General features: G+C 28.1%; 20 protein-coding genes, 1 riboswitch and 1 other annotated feature. Of the genes, 5 read left to right on the forward strand and 15 right to left on the reverse strand.

The genetic code is table 11. The annotated features are described in order from the left end of the window. The first annotated feature begins 166 nt into the window (after positions 1–166). Positions 167–367 (forward strand): cold-shock protein, encoded by a 201-nt coding sequence (locus KGF52_RS11220; RefSeq protein ID WP_227828444.1) that lies wholly within the window; start codon positions 167–169, stop codon positions 365–367. A 246-nt stretch (positions 368–613) separates the two neighbouring features. Here KGF52_RS11220 and KGF52_RS11225 read toward each other — a convergent pair whose 3' ends face one another. Both KGF52_RS11225 and KGF52_RS11230 read right to left on the reverse strand, forming a co-directional pair. Beyond that, positions 614–1,303 (reverse strand): radical SAM protein, encoded by a 690-nt coding sequence (locus KGF52_RS11225; protein WP_227828443.1) that lies wholly within the window; start codon positions 1,301–1,303, stop codon positions 614–616. A gap of 19 nt (positions 1,304–1,322) precedes the next feature. Beyond that, on the reverse strand, positions 1,323–2,030 hold the full coding sequence (locus KGF52_RS11230; protein ID WP_227828442.1) for a B3/4 domain-containing protein: 708 nt from the start codon (positions 2,028–2,030) through the stop codon (positions 1,323–1,325). A gap of 63 nt (positions 2,031–2,093) precedes the next feature. Beyond that, positions 2,094–2,188: riboswitch (guanidine-I (ykkC/yxkD leader) on the reverse strand. Positions 2,189–2,486: 298 nt separating this feature from the next. Between KGF52_RS11230 and KGF52_RS11235 the strand changes: the two genes are divergently transcribed. Next, positions 2,487–3,242, forward strand: a complete 756-nt coding sequence (locus KGF52_RS11235) for a lysophospholipid acyltransferase family protein (protein ID WP_227828441.1) — start codon at positions 2,487–2,489, stop codon at positions 3,240–3,242. Between the two features lie 71 nt (positions 3,243–3,313). Further along, positions 3,314–3,598 (forward strand): transcriptional regulator, encoded by a 285-nt coding sequence (locus KGF52_RS11240; RefSeq protein WP_227840251.1) that lies wholly within the window; start codon positions 3,314–3,316, stop codon positions 3,596–3,598. 82 nt (positions 3,599–3,680) lie between these two features. Here the strand turns inward: KGF52_RS11240 and KGF52_RS11245 are convergent, their stop codons facing one another. The 13 genes from KGF52_RS11245 to KGF52_RS11305 all read right to left on the reverse strand — a co-directional run bounded on the left by KGF52_RS11245 (position 3,681) and on the right by KGF52_RS11305 (position 16,017). Continuing rightward, the gene (locus KGF52_RS11245; RefSeq protein ID WP_227840252.1) at positions 3,681–5,225 is read right to left on the reverse strand and encodes a hydantoinase/oxoprolinase family protein; all 1,545 of its coding nucleotides are present in this window, start codon (positions 5,223–5,225) and stop codon (positions 3,681–3,683) included. Positions 5,226–5,245: 20 nt separating this feature from the next. Further along, the gene (locus KGF52_RS11250; protein WP_227828438.1) at positions 5,246–6,325 is read right to left on the reverse strand and encodes a DUF917 domain-containing protein; all 1,080 of its coding nucleotides are present in this window, start codon (positions 6,323–6,325) and stop codon (positions 5,246–5,248) included. 52 nt (positions 6,326–6,377) lie between these two features. After that, positions 6,378–7,667 (reverse strand): cytosine permease, encoded by a 1,290-nt coding sequence (locus KGF52_RS11255; RefSeq protein ID WP_227840253.1) that lies wholly within the window; start codon positions 7,665–7,667, stop codon positions 6,378–6,380. A 161-nt stretch (positions 7,668–7,828) separates the two neighbouring features. Beyond that, positions 7,829–8,040, reverse strand: a binding site (T-box leader). A 231-nt stretch (positions 8,041–8,271) separates the two neighbouring features. Continuing rightward, positions 8,272–9,351 carry a DNA alkylation repair protein gene (locus tag KGF52_RS11260; protein WP_227840254.1) on the reverse strand — a complete coding sequence of 360 codons (1,080 nt, stop codon included), beginning with the start codon at positions 9,349–9,351 and terminating at the stop codon, positions 8,272–8,274. A 232-nt stretch (positions 9,352–9,583) separates the two neighbouring features. Continuing rightward, a complete protein-coding gene (locus KGF52_RS11265; RefSeq protein ID WP_227840255.1) occupies positions 9,584–10,018 on the reverse strand; it encodes an MOSC domain-containing protein in 435 nt (144 codons plus the stop codon). Positions 10,019–10,052: 34 nt separating this feature from the next. Then, entirely contained in the window at positions 10,053–10,523 is a 471-nt protein-coding gene (gene moaC / locus KGF52_RS11270) for a cyclic pyranopterin monophosphate synthase MoaC (RefSeq protein ID WP_227828435.1), read from the reverse strand. Between the two features lie 3 nt (positions 10,524–10,526). Next, positions 10,527–11,486, reverse strand: a complete 960-nt coding sequence (gene moaA, locus KGF52_RS11275; protein ID WP_227840256.1) for a GTP 3',8-cyclase MoaA — start codon at positions 11,484–11,486, stop codon at positions 10,527–10,529. A 46-nt stretch (positions 11,487–11,532) separates the two neighbouring features. After that, complete coding sequence (locus KGF52_RS11280) at positions 11,533–12,036, reverse strand: MogA/MoaB family molybdenum cofactor biosynthesis protein (protein ID WP_227840257.1); 504 nt, start codon at positions 12,034–12,036, stop codon at positions 11,533–11,535. A gap of 62 nt (positions 12,037–12,098) precedes the next feature. Continuing rightward, positions 12,099–12,914 (reverse strand): selenium-dependent molybdenum cofactor biosynthesis protein YqeB, encoded by an 816-nt coding sequence (gene yqeB / locus KGF52_RS11285; RefSeq protein WP_227840258.1) that lies wholly within the window; start codon positions 12,912–12,914, stop codon positions 12,099–12,101. A 188-nt stretch (positions 12,915–13,102) separates the two neighbouring features. Beyond that, positions 13,103–13,441: a heavy metal-binding domain-containing protein gene (locus tag KGF52_RS11290; protein ID WP_227828431.1), complete on the reverse strand. Its 339-nt coding sequence runs from the start codon at positions 13,439–13,441 to the stop codon at positions 13,103–13,105. Positions 13,442–13,602: 161 nt separating this feature from the next. After that, positions 13,603–13,974, reverse strand: a complete 372-nt coding sequence (locus KGF52_RS11295; protein ID WP_227840259.1) for a CoA-binding protein — start codon at positions 13,972–13,974, stop codon at positions 13,603–13,605. A 47-nt stretch (positions 13,975–14,021) separates the two neighbouring features. Further along, positions 14,022–14,525, reverse strand: coding sequence for a molybdenum cofactor guanylyltransferase (locus KGF52_RS11300; protein ID WP_255630973.1), 504 nt, complete (start codon positions 14,523–14,525; stop codon positions 14,022–14,024). Between the two features lie 124 nt (positions 14,526–14,649). Then, positions 14,650–16,017, reverse strand: a complete 1,368-nt coding sequence (locus KGF52_RS11305; protein ID WP_227828428.1) for a GTP pyrophosphokinase family protein — start codon at positions 16,015–16,017, stop codon at positions 14,650–14,652. A gap of 277 nt (positions 16,018–16,294) precedes the next feature. Between KGF52_RS11305 and KGF52_RS11310 the strand changes: the two genes are divergently transcribed. Both KGF52_RS11310 and KGF52_RS11315 read left to right on the forward strand, forming a co-directional pair. Further along, positions 16,295–16,555 (forward strand): autorepressor SdpR family transcription factor, encoded by a 261-nt coding sequence (locus KGF52_RS11310; protein WP_227828427.1) that lies wholly within the window; start codon positions 16,295–16,297, stop codon positions 16,553–16,555. 9 nt (positions 16,556–16,564) lie between these two features. Then, on the forward strand, positions 16,565–17,067 hold a 503-nt coding region (locus KGF52_RS11315; RefSeq protein WP_227840261.1), incomplete at its 3' end, for an SdpI family protein.

Consider the following 17,067-nt stretch of genomic DNA (forward strand, 5'->3'; position numbering starts at 1 on the left):
GCAATACAAAGCTTTTTAATTTTTTTATGGTTAAGGATAAACAAAAAATGTTAACTAAAAATTACAATTAAGTAGACATTTTTATTAATCTGTGATACAATAGTATTTGTAGTAATACACAATTAAATCAAGTATATCTTGATATAGGTTAATAGGAGTATTTTTAATGAATAATGGAATAGTGAAATGGTTTAACAACGAAAAAGGATTTGGTTTTATAACAGTAGACGGTGGAGATGACGTATTTGCTCATTTCTCAGCTATACAAACTTCAGGATTTAAATCATTAGAAGAAGGTCAAAAAGTAAGCTTTGATATAGTTAAAGGTGCTAGAGGTCAGCAAGCAGAAAACATAACTATATTATAATTATATAGATTTTTTCGGAAAGACTCTTTTAAGAGTCTTTTTTTATTGATAATATATATGATAATTATTAATTAAGTAAATAATATTGTTTGGACAAATGAAAAAAGCCCTCTTCTAAATATAAAATAATCTTCATAAATAAAAGTTAATTCAGTAAGGATATATAGTATGTTGTATATAAAAAAATCCAATAGATTAACTCTATTAGATTTTTATTTCATATATAAACATTTTTCATTAATGTTTTCAAAAGTTTAATAATGTTTTTGAAATTTTATCAAACCTTTCATTAGATATACCAAATTTTTGCTTAAATTTTTCATCGTTCATTCTTTCAATAATCACTTTATTTGGAGATAATTCATCAATAATACTTTTTATCTTATTAATAGATTCCTCATTATCATTATATCCCTTGATAATTGTTACTTCTAAAATAAATTTTCCTTTATACTGTTTATTAAATAAAATCATATTTGAAATATATTCTTCTAGAGTATACCCTACAATTGGTCTCTGAATTTTTTGAAAATCTTTTTCCGATATTGTTTTTATCTCTCCAATAATTTCATCACACATATTGGCTACTTTTATATATTCATCTTTACCTAATAAATATCCATTAGAAAGTAATCGTACAGGCACTCTTTTACGTTTTACTAACTCAATTACATCACAAACTTTATCATTCAATAGGGCTTCTCCTTTTGAATTAATGAAAACTAGTTCTGCTTTATACTTTTCTATCATACGTTCTAATTCTCTAAGTGAGTCATCAATCTTGTCAAATGATTGAGGTGTATCTACTTTATTATATGACCTTCCAATAGGACAGAATATACAATCAAAATTACAATACTTTTCAGGAAGTATGTTTACTTCTAATACTCTTTTGCCATCCTCAATATAAATATCTTTATAACTAAAACTACTCATTACTCTACACTCCCTCAAATTAATTTATTGATACTTCTTTATTGTTAATATCTAAAATGGAAATTTTACATGTTCCACCTAAATTTTCTTGAACTATTTTCACTAAATCATTCAAAGCATTCTCAAATTCTTCAAATCTGCTTTCATCTACTAATTCAATACATAAAAAGGCATTGTTTGTATTTTCAGTAAGCATTGTTCTCACTGCTTCACGCCAATTCCAACACCTACAAATTGCTCCACCATTATCTTTATAAACTATTTCTCCTTCATATGGAGATGAGTTTTCCCCTGCTCCTAATGGTATAAATTCTTCATTTCCAACTGCTCTAGTCAACCTAATATCTCCTATAAATTTGTCTATGTCTTCTCCACCACAAGGCAATGCATATTTTAGTGAAATAGAATTGTAAATATCCACTAAGGGGTTAATAGTTGCTATATGATTTCCATTATGAACTCTTTTTAACAATGCCTCAATAGATGACCTTGCTCCTTTTTTCGTTTTAAATTTTTTGAATGCTTCTCTCCATACTTTAATTACTTGGTTATTGCTAAATTCTACATCCTTCAAGTGTTTTAATGCATATTCTTCTCCCTGCAAAATCATTTCCTTATATTCTTCTTTATCCATTATAGAATTGTCTATGTCCTGACAAATAACAACTCCAATCTTTGAACTAGGAAATAGGTTCCAAAACTCATTCTCAACAACAAATTTTTTCATTAGAATACCTCCTCAACTTTAAAATATATAAAAATAAAAAAGCCTACAGAAATATTATTAAATATCTCCCAGGCTTTTATCCTTCCGTGTACACAATAACCGTGCGTTTTCTCTTGGACCTGCCCATTATAAAATGCGGAACCCTAGAAAACTAAACTATATATTTTTGTAATTTATAAAATACAAATAAATTTTAGCATAATATAAAATTTAAAACAATACTATATTGGATTCTTCTATTTATATTATACAAAATAATATTTAAAGGTTATTTAGCTAATCTAATAGAATACTACATTATTAATATAGTTTTATTAATAAAATTATAAGTATAAAAATTTCAAAATAGGTCTATTTTAAATGTAAGTTATAAATCCCAATTAAAATAGACTTAAATTTCATTTTATGTTAAAATCTTTACAGTAATAAACAATTTTATTTTAAGGAGATAATTTTATGAATAATTACTTAAAATTTGCTACATATCAACTCATAGGCTTTACATCTTCTATACCTAAACTTATAAAAATCAAAAAAAATCCAGATAAATTTAGCTTAAAAGAAAAATTTGAATTTATGCAAAAACAAGCTAAAAAATCTTTAGATATAGTAAATATAGACCTTAATATACTTGGCAAAGAAACATTACCAAAAGAACCAATCTTATTTGTTGTAAATCACTCAAGTATGCTTGATAGTTTTATCCTAGCAGCAAGTGTAGAGAGACCAATTGGATGTGTAATTGCAGATGAGCCAGTTTGGAGAAATATACCTATATTTAAAGAATGGGCAAAGTTGTTAAGATGTGTATATGTAAACAGAAAAAATAATCGAGAAGGGATTAAAAGTATTGCTGAAGCCTCACAAAATATACTTACAGGCCAGAGTATGGCAGTGTTTCCAGAAGGGGATTTAACATGGATTAAAGAACCAAATTCACTAGTATCAGATTTTAGAAGTGGAGCCTTAAAAATAGCATATAAAGCAAAGTGTCCTATTGTTCCATTAGTCATAAAAAATTCAAAAGATACTTATGAAGGATATCAACCTATTGGTAAAATTAATTCTGTTCCTGTTGAAGTTGAATTCCTAGAACCAATTTATGACCATATTGAAAATCCTAGACTAAAATCTTCTGTATTAGGCGAAAATATAAAAAAAAATATGATAAGCAAAATAGAAAGTTTTAGAAAAACAAATAAAAACTTTTAAAGAATTTTAATGTTAAAATTTATTGACTATAAAAAATTTTAATGTTAAAATTTTTTTAAGAGGTGATTAAGGTGGCAAAAAATACAAAACAAACAACGGTTCACATTGATGAAACATTACTTAAAGAAGTTAAAAGAATAGGAATTAATGAAAATAAAAGTATATCTCAAATAATAAATGAATCAATAATAGATTATGTATTAGTTTACAGAGAAAACGAAGACAAAGAAAAAAATGAACACGATAAAAATTTAAATGATACAATAAATGCTTTTAAAAGAGAAGAAGAAAAAAGAATCGAAGCAAAAAGTGCTGCTAGAGCTATAGCAGAAGCAAAAAAACGAGTTCTCTACTAATAAAGATAAAAAATCGGTACAAACTATGCACCGATTTTTTTATATCTAAAACATATTTAAAAGCACTTAAATTTTCTTTAAATTATATCAAATCTCCAACAACTTTTACTTTTATAAGGAGTGCATTACCTGGAAGATATGCAAGTGGAACATCTTCTATATTTAATACTTCTATAGTATCCTTTTTAGCACCTGCTTTTAAAGCTTTATTTATGGCTTCTTGTTTTGCATCTTCTATAGCATCTTCTCTAGACATTTTATCTAAACTGTACACTTTTTCTACATCTCCACTTATTTGCCCTAAAGCCGCACCAATAGCATTTGCTGCGGTATAATGAGGAGGTCTTATAACATCACTTATGCCTTTTAGTTTTTCTGGGACAATTATACTTCCTCCACCAGTTAAAACTAATTCAACATCATTTTGGCTAGTCTTCATTTGGTCTACAGCATCTTCTAGTTTTAAAATTACTTTTTTATATACATCATCACAATAATCTTTATCTAAATTTTCAACATTACTTTTTCTATCCTCAAATGCCATGCCTAACTTTGTAACAACATCTGATAAAGTTAAAGTATCACCACCAAATATTATTGCATCTTCAGTTATTCTATACCCTACACTCTCAGGACCTATTTTTATATTATCTTTTTCACCTTTTACACAAGTTCCCCCAGCAAGTCCAATGGTTAAAACATCTGGCATTCTAAAGTTTGTATGTACTCCTCCAATTGTAACAGGAATTGAAGATTCTCTAGGAAATCCATTGTATAATACACCTAAATCACTCGTAGTTCCTCCAACATCTAGTACTATTGCATTTTTTACTTTTGATAAAAAGGATGCTCCCCTTATAGAATTTGTTATTCCACATCCAATTGTGAAAATAGGATACTTCATTGTGTATTCTAAATTCATTAATGTTCCATCATTTTGACTAAAATATATTTCTGCATCTATTCCTAAATCTTTCAATGCTTTCTCAAATCCTAAAGAAACAGCCTTACCTACTCTAGACAATGCAGAGTTTAAAATTGCTCCGTTTTCTCTTTCCAGGATACCTATATTACCTATTTCATTTGATAAGGATATTGGAATATCCCCAAGAATCTCTCTAACCCATTTTGCAACTTCTTCTTCTTGTTGCTTATTTACAGGAGCAAATACTCCACTTATTGCAACACTTTCTACCTTACCTTTTATCTTATTGCAAAAATCTACTACTTCATCTTTACAAAGTTCATTTATCTTTCTTCCATCAAACTCATAACCACCAGATATCAATATTGAATCTAATTCTATTTTTTCTCTTAAATCTTCTGGCCAATCTATAAATGGTAAAATGGCAGTGGTTGCTGGCTTTCCTATTCTTATCATTGCTACATTATTAAGCCTTTTTCTTTCTACTATTGCATTTGTACAGTGAGTTGTACCAAGCATAGCATATTTTATTAATGAATGGTCAATTTTACTTTCATCTATAACTTTTTTTAAGGCATTATAAACACCAGTTTCAACATCTTTTGTAGTTGCTACTTTAACTGAATGGATTACTTTTAATTCCTTATCCAGTATACAAGCATCTGTATTTGTTCCTCCAACGTCAATTCCTACACGATACATCAAAATTTCCCCCTAAATTTTTATTTTCCTTGTAATTCTTCTACTGTTTTATACTCTACATCATACCCAAAGTATCCAGGTCCAACTGTCTCAATTCCTTTTTTAGTTCTCCATTTTTCATTACAAGGAAAAGCTACTACCATCACACGAGAACCATATTTTATTCTTTCTGTAGTTATTGGGAATCCAGTTTCTAAATCTAATATTGCTATTAAATCTGGTGTAATACAAAGTGGTGTACTACCTTTTTTTGCAATTAGATTTTCATTTTGGAATAGTACAGAGTATTCTCCATCATATCCATTAATTCCAGCAAAAAATGCATGCCCTCTAGTAAACCCACCTTTTAACTCTCTTTTAATATCAACTACTTTTCCTTCAAATAATTTGTATCCTTTTAATTCTTTCAATATATTTTCAATAGCACCTTTTGAGTCTGACTTATTCTCAAGTAAAAATCCTCCTATAGTTTCAGCTATAGTCAAGGTATTTCCTATAGCAGCTTTTTTGACTTGAGCTCCGCTTAAATTATAGTCACTAATAGAAGAACTTCCTCCCATCTCTACTGTTAAAGTTCTAGCCAATCTTTCTGACCAAATTCCATCAACAGGATAAAGGATAGCTGAATTACCCTTTTCATCAGCCATTACAGCAGGTGAGGCTTCATACCCTTCAAGATAAAAAGTTACCATTTGAGCTTCCGGAAACGCTCTACCCATAGAATCTGCATCCAAAATAGGAAGCCCTTTTTTTGCAGCAACTGCTATTGGCATAAGTGAATTTATTCCCCCTATTTCTATAGGAATTATAACATCAACTTTTCTATTCAATAATTTTTCCATTATCTCTAAAGGAGTAGTTAATTCCACTTCAGAAAGTAATTTTTCTATTGTAATTACAGGAGAACCCATACCAGATACTGGTACTACTAAAGCATCATCCTCTAGTTCATCTAAACTAATCACTTTTACAGGCCCATACTTTTTAATTGCTTGTTTTGCAACTAATTTACCTATGTATGGGTCTCCTCCTCCTCCAGTTCCAAGCACTGCTGCGCCAACTGCTATTTTATCCACGCTTTCTTCTGTTAAAAATCTCATGTTACTTTCTCCTCATATCCAAATTTATTTTATACTTTACAAGCATATTTCATTAAACTGCTTTTTTTACTTCTTGTTTGTTTTTTGATGAACAAATCACTTTCCCAATAATTGATTGTATTATAAATCCTGCTATAAATCCATCTAAAGGTGCTATAGTAGTAAGAGTTATAAATCCATATGTAGAAAGGTATGTTATTAATATACCAATTATCCAAGATATTATTGAATGTTTAACTATTGGTTTGTATGCTATCCCCTTATCAAATCCTTTAAGTTCTTGTTTTACTATATAATATTCTGCTGTATACACACCACCAACAGGTGCAATAACAATTCCAAGTAAATTTAAAAATCCTATAAATCCTTCATATATTCCAAATACAGCTAATAAAGTTGCTACAACACCAAGAACTATAGTTAATACTTTTTCAGGAGCTTTTTTTAGTACAAGAGCTATACTTAGTGATGCAGAATATACATTGCTTGTATTTGTAGTCCATTGAGCTAATGTAAGTACAATTATACCTGGTATAGCAATTCCTAATGTAATAAAAATTCTCATAATATCTGAAGTACCCATACATTTTACTAATATTATTGATACTACTATCATAAAGGCATTTCCAAATTGTATCCCTAGAAAACTTGAAAGTGCACAATCTCTTCTACTTTTAGCCCAGCGACTTATATCAGGAGATACTATTGCTCCAACTATTATTATACTCATTGATAGAGAAACTCCACCTGCAAATGTCATAGTCGATTTCATATTATCATCAACTGGAATTCCATTTGCTTTAAAAGACAAGAATATAGTTAACATCATAAGAATTAATAAGAATGGTACTGAATACACACTTAATTTTTCCATTGCTTTATATCCATAAATAGCTGTACTCATCATCAAAAGACCACCTATGAGGCTTAAAACTTGCATGCTCACATCTAGATTAAATATATCTTTTATTATTATTTGAGCATTTTGAGCAAAGAAGCCTACTTGAACTCCAAACCATCCTAATAGAGAAACCCCTATAACTAGAGAAAATATTTTTGCTCCAGCTTCTCCAAATACATATTTTGTTATCATAGATGTAGATAGACTTGTAGATGAGCCAACTAAAGAGCATATAGTATACAAAATAGCAGAAAAAAATGAACCTACAATTACTGATAATATTGCTTGTTTCATTGGCATACTTTGAGCTAACTCAGCTCCTAAAATAACAGATGATAAATCCACGCCTATTGCTACTAGCACTGAAAACATAGCTACCCAACCACGTTTTTGATTCTCTGGAACCTGTTCCAAGGCATAATTAATTTTTTCTTCTTCCATTTTCATCCCTCCATTAAAATTGTAAAACCATTTAGTTAGTTTATTTTACAATTTTCTAATTTATAAATTTATTAACAACTATATATTTATAATTTTCATTTAATATATAGTTTTAAATTTTCTGAAATAATTTTATAATAAAAACGCCTCTTGGAAAAAATCCAAGAGACGAATACCAATCCGTGTTACCACTCTTATTAGTAAAAATTTATTTTACTCACTCATTTTCTTAAGGCGAATTAAACCACTACTACAATAGAGCTGTAATAGTATTCTCCAAAGTCCTTTTCACATAAATTCCAATATTAGTTCTCAGCTAAATCTAACTCTCTGTAAAATTCCTTTATGCTACTTTCTTCTTCTGCGAATCTACGTTATTTATTTATGATTTATATCATAATATATATGCAATATTTTGTCAACTTAAAAAGTAAATTACTTGTATTTTTTAGTTTTATATGTAATTTTTTATATTATTACTGTATTTATATTTTGTATTTTTTAAATTTAATAAAATTTTATATTATTTTTATATACAATTGAATATAATTTTACAAATTATTTCCATTTTATATAATGGATACTACTTGTTACTCAGGTAAAATTATACATTCAATTCAAAATCTAGCTTATCTCGTTCTATGCCATTAATGATAAGCACAATCGAATGGATGTCTGAGTAATGTTTCCTTACACTTACATCTGCAAAAGAATGTTTTTTCTCGTAAAACTTCTTCTGATTTTCTTTTAATAAAACTTCTGATATTTTAAATATCTTCCTCTTTCTTTTTCCATTGGATTTTACATAATCAATCCCATATTCGAGTCTTACTTTTGTAGTTTCCTTTGTTAAAATTGAAAATGAAAAAGTTATATCTCCTCCCATTGAAACTGTCGTTGTGTCTAAATCAAAGTCCTGAATATCAATAGAAGCAATATCGTTGTATCCAAAAATGGCTAACACATCTCGATTGCCTTTTTTTTGTAGAGTTCTGCAACCATGTTTTACAATCCAGTTAGTATATTCATTTACACCATACCAATCTTTTGCAAGGTTTGCAACTAAATCTGGATGTGTTTTTGAAATGTCATTTAGATTATTAGCAACACTCTTTCGTACATACAGTGATGAGTCGGTTTTTAATTGTTCCAATATAGGTAGAATGGGTGTAGAGTCTTTTTTAAATTCAGTTAGTGCTTGACTCCACGGCAACTGTGGACGGCAACCTTCACTTGCAAGTCTTCGGACATGTTCATTTTTATGCTTAGACCAAGCAAACATCTGTGCCATCATACGTTTTTCATCCTTAATGATAAATGCACGTACAGCAAACTCTGAAGACCAGTATTCAGTATTTCTTTCTAAAGCACTTATAGATAAATCCCAATTAGTTTCATTCTGCCCATAAACCTCAACAAAGTCTGGAAAGAAAAAAGCAAAAGAAAAGCCAGAAACTGCCTTTTCAAGAATGTCAAGAGCTTCTGCATATTCTACTGGTAAATACTCTCCCAAACTTATACTTATTTTTCGACATCTGCCCTTTAACCCTAAATCATTCCATGTCTCATCCAGTATAGATTTTAAGAACTCATCTATCTTAAATTCGGTGTAAACTGATTGTATAGTCGATGCAATCTCATGAAGTGACTCATAATTAAACATATTTTTTAGTAAGTCAGGCATATGAATATCTCTCCTCCCATATTTAATTTATTAATCATATCTCACATTATACAACAGTATGTTATATTGTTAAATCTATCTATTGAAAATACTTCACACTACACATTCTAAAATATCATGAAGTATCTACTGACAGAAAAAATGTCCGAACAGCCTATAAAAAAAGGCTATACGAACATTTAAGAAAATTTTTAAATATGATTAGAAATTTATTTTAAGTTTAATCAAATTTTTATTGAATTATATCTATTGAATCTCCAACATTTATAATCCCTTCCTTTAAAACCTTAACAAAAATTCCTTCACGTGGCATTACACAGTCTCCTGTCAATTTTTTAATTTCACATCCACTGTGACACTTTTTCCCTATTTGAGTTACTTCAACTTCACATTGCCCTATTCTCAACTTTGTACCAATAGGTAGTGAAAATACTTCTATTCCCTCTGTAGTTATATTTTCAGCAAAATCTCCAAATTTTAATTGCTCAAAACCCCTCATTTTCATTTTATCTATACTTTCTTTTCCAAGTAAGCTTATTTGACGATGCCAGTTCCCTGCATGTGCATCTCCAACTATCCCATGATTTACTTTTAATTCTGCACATTGCACAGGAACCTTAATGACACCCTTTCTGTCACTTATATTTATTGACACTACTTTAGCCATATTTCCTCCAAGTTTTCACCCATATATTCTTAAATTATTCAAACTTAAAATCACCTGATTTTCCACCAGTTTTCTCCACAAGATGTATATTGCTTATGACCATCTTTTTATCAACTGCTTTACACATATCATAAATTGTAAGCGCTGCTAAAGAACAAGCATTTAATGCTTCCATTTCTACACCAGTTTTGCCAAGCGATTTACAGGTTGCATATATTTTAATAGCAGACATAGAATCATCTATCTCAAATTCTAAATCACATCCAACCAATTTAATTTGATGGCACATTGGTATATTTGAAGATGTATTTTTAGCTCCCATTATCCCTGCAACTTGAGCTACGGATAATACATCTCCCTTTTTTATTTGTCCATTTTTTACCTTTTCTAAAGCTTCTTTGCCAAGAGTAATCGTAGCTGTTGCTATAGCAGTTCTCTTAGTATCATCTTTTTCACTTATATCTACCATTTTAGCATACCCTTTTTCATTTATATGCGTTAACATTACCTATCCTCCAATTTCATACATACGTCTATTTGTATCACTACATTTATTTTCTATTAAATGATGTTTTTCTGGCTTTTCTTTTATTATATCTTTCATAGTTTCTCTAAATAACAATGGTTTATGTAAAAGTGGTTTTATATCTATTTCTTCTTTTGAATGTAGACACAGTTTTATTGCACCACTAGAGGTAAGTCTAATACGATTACAAGTTTTGCAAAATGAACAGCTTAATGGAGTTATAATTCCTATTCTTCCTTTTGCTCCTTTAAACTTATAATATTCTGCTGTACTTTTTTCATCATTTTTAACTTTATATAAACCATATATTTTTTCAACCATTTCTTTTACATTAAAATATCCTTTTTTGTAGACTCTATTAGCTTCACCCAATGGCATAAGTTCAATAAATCTTACATCAATTGGTGATTTAACTGTTAAAAACATAAAGTCTTTAAGCTCATCATCATTAAATCCATTTATGGCAACACAATTTACTTTTACTTTTATACCTAAATTTAAACATGACTCAATTGATTTTAATACTTCTTTTAAATTGCCACCTCTTGTCACAGATTTATATTTATATTCCTTTAAAGAATCTAAGCTTATATTTACTTTATTCAGACCACATTCTTTAAGCTCAAATATTCTATCAGAAAGTCCAAGAGCATTAGTTGTCATTCCTATATTTTCTATTCCACATTCTTCTCTTGTAAACCTTATAAGTTCATTTAAATTGGGATATAAAAGAGGCTCTCCTCCAGTAAATCTAACCTTTGTTATCCCTTGTTCTGACATAGCCTTTATAATGAATTTATAGTCTTCAAAACTTAGATTATCGTTTATATAATTTTTTTCAAATTTAACATCTGGTGGCATACAATAAACACACCTTAAATTACACTTATCTGTAAGTGAAATACGAAGGTAGTCTATTTTTCTTCCATACTTATCAATCATACTTTATCTACCTCTTTGTCTATTTTTTATCTATCTGAATTATATACTATTTTTTGTTATTAGTGGCACATTCTGTGGCTTCTCCTCTTAAAATTTCTATGCCATGGTCTAAGACATCAATAATGAAGCTTAGATTTTCAACTGCACCTTTGGGACTTCCAGGTAAATTTATTATTATAGAATTATTCCTTATTCCACTTACACCCCTACTTAGTATAGCTTTTTTAGTAATTTCTGTAGATTTCATTCTCATGTATTCACTAAGACCTGGTATCTCTCTTTCTAAAACATCTTTAGTAGCCTCTGGAGTTATATCTCTCTTTGAAAATCCAGTACCTCCATTGGTAATAATTAAATCTACTTTATTACTGTCACAAATTTTTATAATATTTTCCTTTAACATTTCCTTATCATCTTTTATCAACACATATTCAATAACTTTATAATTCCCTGTATTTTCAACAAATTCAGTTAATTTTTTTCCTGTTATGTCTTCTCTTTTCCCTTCATAGCCCTTATCACTAAGTGTTATAATTGCTACATTAAACATATGGTTTCACCCCTTTACATATTAATTAAACTTTTATAAATAAAAAATCTATTTAATAGAACCTATTCTGGTAATATTCCTTCTGATAATAATGCTTCTAAAACTGCTCCTGCTATACAACGTCCTTTATCTGATATCGTAAATGAATTTTTTACTTCTTCCATTCGAGGGTCTATATCCAATATCTTTAATCCTTTTTCTATTTGTGAACCATTTCTCAATATGCCTCTCAAAACACCATCTAAAGAAGCTTTCACTTCTATTTTATTTCCATTTTTTTCAGTGATATAACATATTATATCTCCTTTTTTAACTACATCTCCTATATTACATATAGTTTCTATTATTCCAACGTTCTCAGAATAAAAAACTCGGTCTTTAGTTATACCCAATATAGCACCTGGTATTCCTGTATTTTTTAAAGCATATCCTTCTCTTATCACTTTTCCTAAATTATGTCCTCTCATAGTTTCAATAACTATATCTACATCTTTACCTGCACAAAACCCCGGACCCAAAGCTATTGTAAGTGGTGCCATCGCTTTATTTGTTCCAATATTTTTTTTTGCAAGTATACAATCTATAACTGCTACAGGACGTATTTCATCTATATATTTACCTTTTGGGTCTATTATTAGCGCCACTTTTCTTTTATTTAAAGCTTTTTTTATTTCTGTTTTATCTTTGCAATACACACAATAGACACCTTCCACAGAAACTTCCTTTTCATAAATAGCCTCACTAAAAGAAACTTTCCTTCTTATTGCAAGAGGAGTTTCAACTTCTAAAGCAATTATTTTAAAACCACAGTTATGTAACTTGTGTATAACTGCTGTTGCTAAATCTCCAGCTCCTCTAACTATTATAACATTGTTCATATTTTCTCCTACTAATAAAAATTTTAAAGTCTATACTTTATATTATATAATATAATTTTACTTATTTATATAATATCATCTTATTTTATTATCATAATTGTTAAAAATTACTTTTACCTGATATTTTTCAAACAAAAAGAGACATCCATAAAATTTATAAAAGATGTCTCTTTCTAATTACTTATACTTTATTTTTCAGCTATATCATTGTTATCTTCTAAAATAACTGCTGTTCCATAAGCAAGCATTTCTGCTGCTCCTTGCATAACTGAAGCTGAAGACAATCTAAATGCTATTATTGCATTTGCACCTTTAGATTCTGCATCTTCAACCATTCTGCCTATTGCAATTTGTCTTGCTTCTGTAAGCATTTCATTATATCCTGTAAGTTCTCCACCAACAAGATTCTTAAAGCTTGCTCCTATATCTTTTCCAACATGTTTTGCTCTTATTGTACTTCCTCTAACTAATCCTAACACTTCTGCTATTTTTTTTCCTTCTACTTTTTCTGTAGTTACTATTAACATAATATATCAACTCCTTAATATTCCTGTTTAATATATTATATCATGTAAATAGGAATCTTCTTAATAAATCTTTTAATTTGATACTTTATCTAGGAAATCTATATTATAAAATAAGATATTTCGTTAACCAATTATGTTCTTAATCATTTCTATATATAATTTTACTTAGTTAACTCATCATATAAACTTAAATTGTATTCTACATTCAATTTTAAATCCTTAGTTTTTTTAATAATCATTTCACTAAAGCTTCCTTTTTCAAACCAGATATTTTGTATGTCTAAAAGTTCTATCTCTTCTAAAATGGCATCCATCTTAGACTGCTTATCTATAATAGCTACAACATCAATATTGTGTGGTACGTCTTTTAGACACTCATATACATCTATACCTTCAATATTCTTTTTCTCTTCATCTATAGCAACAACTTTGTACATATTCTTTTTAAGTTCATCTAATATTTTATATGCTTTACTTCCTTCGTCACTATTATTTAATATCACTGCCCAAGAATCACATTTAAGTAAATTCATAAATTCTCCTCCATATAAATCCTACTCTATTTTACAACCGTAGCTAATTAAACTTCAGTCAATTTTTTATACTCATCAATAGTATTTACATTTAAAAATAAATCTTCGTTATCAAAGTATATATAGCTTTTATCTATTTTTTCTATAAGAGTTCTAAGCTTCAAATCATTTTTCCCTATACATAAAGATACTTTATTTATTATACTCTTTTTGTATCCAGAACACAATGGTTGTAACTTTCCATTTGTTACTGAAATTACACTTTTATCATCCATTTCATCAGCTATTTTTTCGACTACTTCATTATTTAGATACGGCATATCACATGCAACTGTAACTATATCATACTTTGCATGTTCAAGAGCAGTATATATTCCTCCTATTGGACCAACATTTTTTATTATATCATTATAAACTTTAATGTTATATTTTGAATATAATTCTTCATTGTTAGATACTATTATTACTTCATCAAAATTTTTAAAAACTTCTATTGCAATTTCAATAAAAGGCTTTTCATGTAATTCTAAAAAAGCTTTATCTTTCCCCATTCTAGAGCTTTTCCCTCCTGCTAAAATTACACCTGTTCTCTCTATACAAATCGCCTCCTCTAAAATACTTTTATTTATATATATTTGAAAAATGGCGCTATTGCGCCATTTCAATATTGATTGACTACTCAAAAACCTGAATAATTTTTTCTTTAAATGCATTCATAAGTTTTTCTTTTTCTTCTAAATATTCACTATAACACTCATACTCTCTACAGATACAATTTATAATTTCACTTGATGTAAAATTGATTTTTTCAAGATTATAGTTATATAAAATTTCAACACTATCAACCTCACTTATACTATTAAAAATACAATTATATATATCTTCAATTATAAATTTACTATCTTCTTCAAATTGACATAAGAGTTGTTCTCTATTTTCTTCAAGCAATACATTTTCCTTTATAAACTCTACAAAGTTTTCAAAGTCTTCAGTGTTATTACATGGTTCTATTTCAAACAATATCCTAAAAAATAAGTTCCATGGAAACTCCGTATTTAGTCTACTTCTAAAATGATTTCCTAAATCATTACAGAATTTATCATCAAATGTAGGTTCTCTTTCAAACTCTATTTGGTCATTAAAATCTATATCTTTATTTACAATTTCATTTAATCTTGCAAACTCATCAAGCATAAAATTACCTAAAACTTCATCGCTTATATCTTGTTTATTAAAAGAATAACTTAATATAGTTTCACATGGCTTTTTAAAATCCACAACAAAACCTATACTTTTATTCATCTTTTCTGAAAAAGCATCGTACACTAATTTTGCAAAGAGCTTTTCAATTTCTTTTTTACTTCCTTTCATATTAAAAGACTTTCCTGAATGAAAGTTTTTATAAATACTCAAAAGCTGATTATCTATCATAGTAAGATTATTCTTTATAGAGTCCATCATATCCTTTATAAATTTATCAGCAAGTAAATATGTGTTATTTTTATAAATTATTTTATGTTCAATCTCACTCCAAAACACATTTACAAGAGATTTAATTTGAAGTTCAAATTTTACTTCTCTATCTAAATATGCAAAAACTCCATCTATCTTATATATTTCAAATCCATTTTTTTGCTTATTAGGTTGTCTTTCAGACAATTTTAATTTAATATTTTTATTTTCTTTATTATAGTAGTTTATTTTATCATCTGTTTTATTAAAGTATCTTCTTAAAAGCCTATATATCTTATTTTCATCCTCAATAAATCTACACTCAATTCTTAGTCCTATTAAATCAGATACATTATGAATAAGATTACTTGCCTCCCCATATTTTTTTAAATATCTATTTCTAATTATCTTTTCCCTTAAACTTGATTCTGATTTTATTCTAGAGGTTACATTTATATACTCTTGATTTTTTTCATCCAAGATATTTTCAAAGTACTCTTCTATTTCATCTGATATAGTTTCTAATGTTGGAGACATTGTCCTCAACATTTCTATAGACTCTTCAATAAAATCAAATTCTTTTAATCCCATAAATTTTTACACTCCTATGTTTAATAACTGTTAGCTATTTCAGTTCTTTATATTTAACTACATTCTTATTTTAACATTTTTTCCTATTATAAGTAAGTATTCTCCAAAAACCTTCATATATATTTCAAATTAGAATTAAAATATCAGATAAAATTAAAAGATTTCGTAATAATGAAGTTATAAAAATAGTGGATTTTTTTTCCTAATACGAGTATACTATAGATATAAATATTTAACTAATTAGTTAAATATTTATATCTATAGCAAGGAGGATATTATGGTAAAAGTATTTAAAGCATTAAGTGATGAAACTAGAAGAGAAATTTTAAAATTACTTAATGAAAGAGATATGAATGCAGGAGAAATAGCAAGTCATTTTAATATGTCTAAACCAGCAATATCTAAACATTTAGATATTTTAAAAGATGCAGAACTTATTAGCTCAGAAAAAATGGGACAATTTTTGATTTATTCTATTAATTTATCAGTCCTTCAAGAAGTACTTGGAAACTTCTTGGATATTTTTAAAAAGATATAGGAGGTTATTATGGAAAATATAGGTTTAATATTACTTGTAGCATTATTAATTATAAACTATGTAAATGCACCAGAAATTTTAGGTTTTTCAAAAGATAACCCAAAAGTTAAAACTGCAAGAAGGTTACAAATGTTATTTTTAATAGTCGCAGTTGGAAGGTTTATCATTCCTTTACTAGGTATAGATGAGATATTTTCTTATGAAATTAACGACAAAGTATCAGTTATAATAAATGCCATTATAATTATGTATTTTGGTAATTTATTACCTAAGCTACAAATTTATAAGAACATAGATACTAAATATGCTTGGGCCATTGGAGATGAAAAAATATGGAAAAAGGCAAGTAAGATTTTTGCGTATTTATCATTTGTTATAGCTATTGGAATGATTATATTGAGTTTTTACTTTGATTCAGCTACAGTCACAACAGCATGCCAGTTCATATGGTTTGCAATACCTTTATTATATTTATTGCTTCATTATAGAAATAAATTTAGAGCTCATACTCC

The sequence above is a fragment of the Clostridioides sp. ZZV15-6597 genome (assembly GCF_020657815.1).
In the GTDB taxonomy this organism is placed as follows: Bacteria; Bacillota; Clostridia; order Peptostreptococcales; family Peptostreptococcaceae; genus Clostridioides.

Excerpts from the sequence above, each read along its gene's own strand:
- moaA (WP_227840256.1), bottom strand. The coding sequence starts at position 11,486 with ATGATTGATAAGTATGGAAGAAAAATAGACTACCTTCGTATTTCACTT.
- KGF52_RS11245 (WP_227840252.1), bottom strand. The coding sequence starts at position 5,225 with ATGTATCGTGTAGGAATTGACGTTGGAGGAACAAATACAGATGCTTGT.
- yqeB (WP_227840258.1), bottom strand. The coding sequence starts at position 12,914 with ATGAACAATGTTATAATAGTTAGAGGAGCTGGAGATTTAGCAACAGCA.
- KGF52_RS11265 (WP_227840255.1), bottom strand. The coding sequence starts at position 10,018 with ATGGCTAAAGTAGTGTCAATAAATATAAGTGACAGAAAGGGTGTCATT.
- KGF52_RS11280 (WP_227840257.1), bottom strand. The coding sequence starts at position 12,036 with ATGTTTAATGTAGCAATTATAACACTTAGTGATAAGGGCTATGAAGGG.
- moaC (WP_227828435.1), bottom strand. The coding sequence starts at position 10,523 with ATGTTAACGCATATAAATGAAAAAGGGTATGCTAAAATGGTAGATATA.
- KGF52_RS11300 (WP_255630973.1), bottom strand. The coding sequence starts at position 14,525 with ATGGGGAAAGATAAAGCTTTTTTAGAATTACATGAAAAGCCTTTTATT.
- KGF52_RS11310 (WP_227828427.1), top strand. The coding sequence starts at position 16,295 with ATGGTAAAAGTATTTAAAGCATTAAGTGATGAAACTAGAAGAGAAATT.
- KGF52_RS11235 (WP_227828441.1), top strand. The coding sequence starts at position 2,487 with ATGAATAATTACTTAAAATTTGCTACATATCAACTCATAGGCTTTACA.
- KGF52_RS11220 (WP_227828444.1), top strand. The coding sequence starts at position 167 with ATGAATAATGGAATAGTGAAATGGTTTAACAACGAAAAAGGATTTGGT.
- KGF52_RS11260 (WP_227840254.1), bottom strand. The coding sequence starts at position 9,351 with ATGCCTGACTTACTAAAAAATATGTTTAATTATGAGTCACTTCATGAG.
- KGF52_RS11250 (WP_227828438.1), bottom strand. The coding sequence starts at position 6,325 with ATGAGATTTTTAACAGAAGAAAGCGTGGATAAAATAGCAGTTGGCGCA.
- KGF52_RS11295 (WP_227840259.1), bottom strand. The coding sequence starts at position 13,974 with ATGAATTTACTTAAATGTGATTCTTGGGCAGTGATATTAAATAATAGT.
- KGF52_RS11230 (WP_227828442.1), bottom strand. The coding sequence starts at position 2,030 with ATGAAAAAATTTGTTGTTGAGAATGAGTTTTGGAACCTATTTCCTAGT.
- KGF52_RS11305 (WP_227828428.1), bottom strand. The coding sequence starts at position 16,017 with ATGGGATTAAAAGAATTTGATTTTATTGAAGAGTCTATAGAAATGTTG.
- KGF52_RS11255 (WP_227840253.1), bottom strand. The coding sequence starts at position 7,667 with ATGGAAGAAGAAAAAATTAATTATGCCTTGGAACAGGTTCCAGAGAAT.
- KGF52_RS11290 (WP_227828431.1), bottom strand. The coding sequence starts at position 13,441 with ATGTTAATAGTAACTACAGAAAAAGTAGAAGGAAAAAAAATAGCAGAA.
- KGF52_RS11225 (WP_227828443.1), bottom strand. The coding sequence starts at position 1,303 with ATGAGTAGTTTTAGTTATAAAGATATTTATATTGAGGATGGCAAAAGA.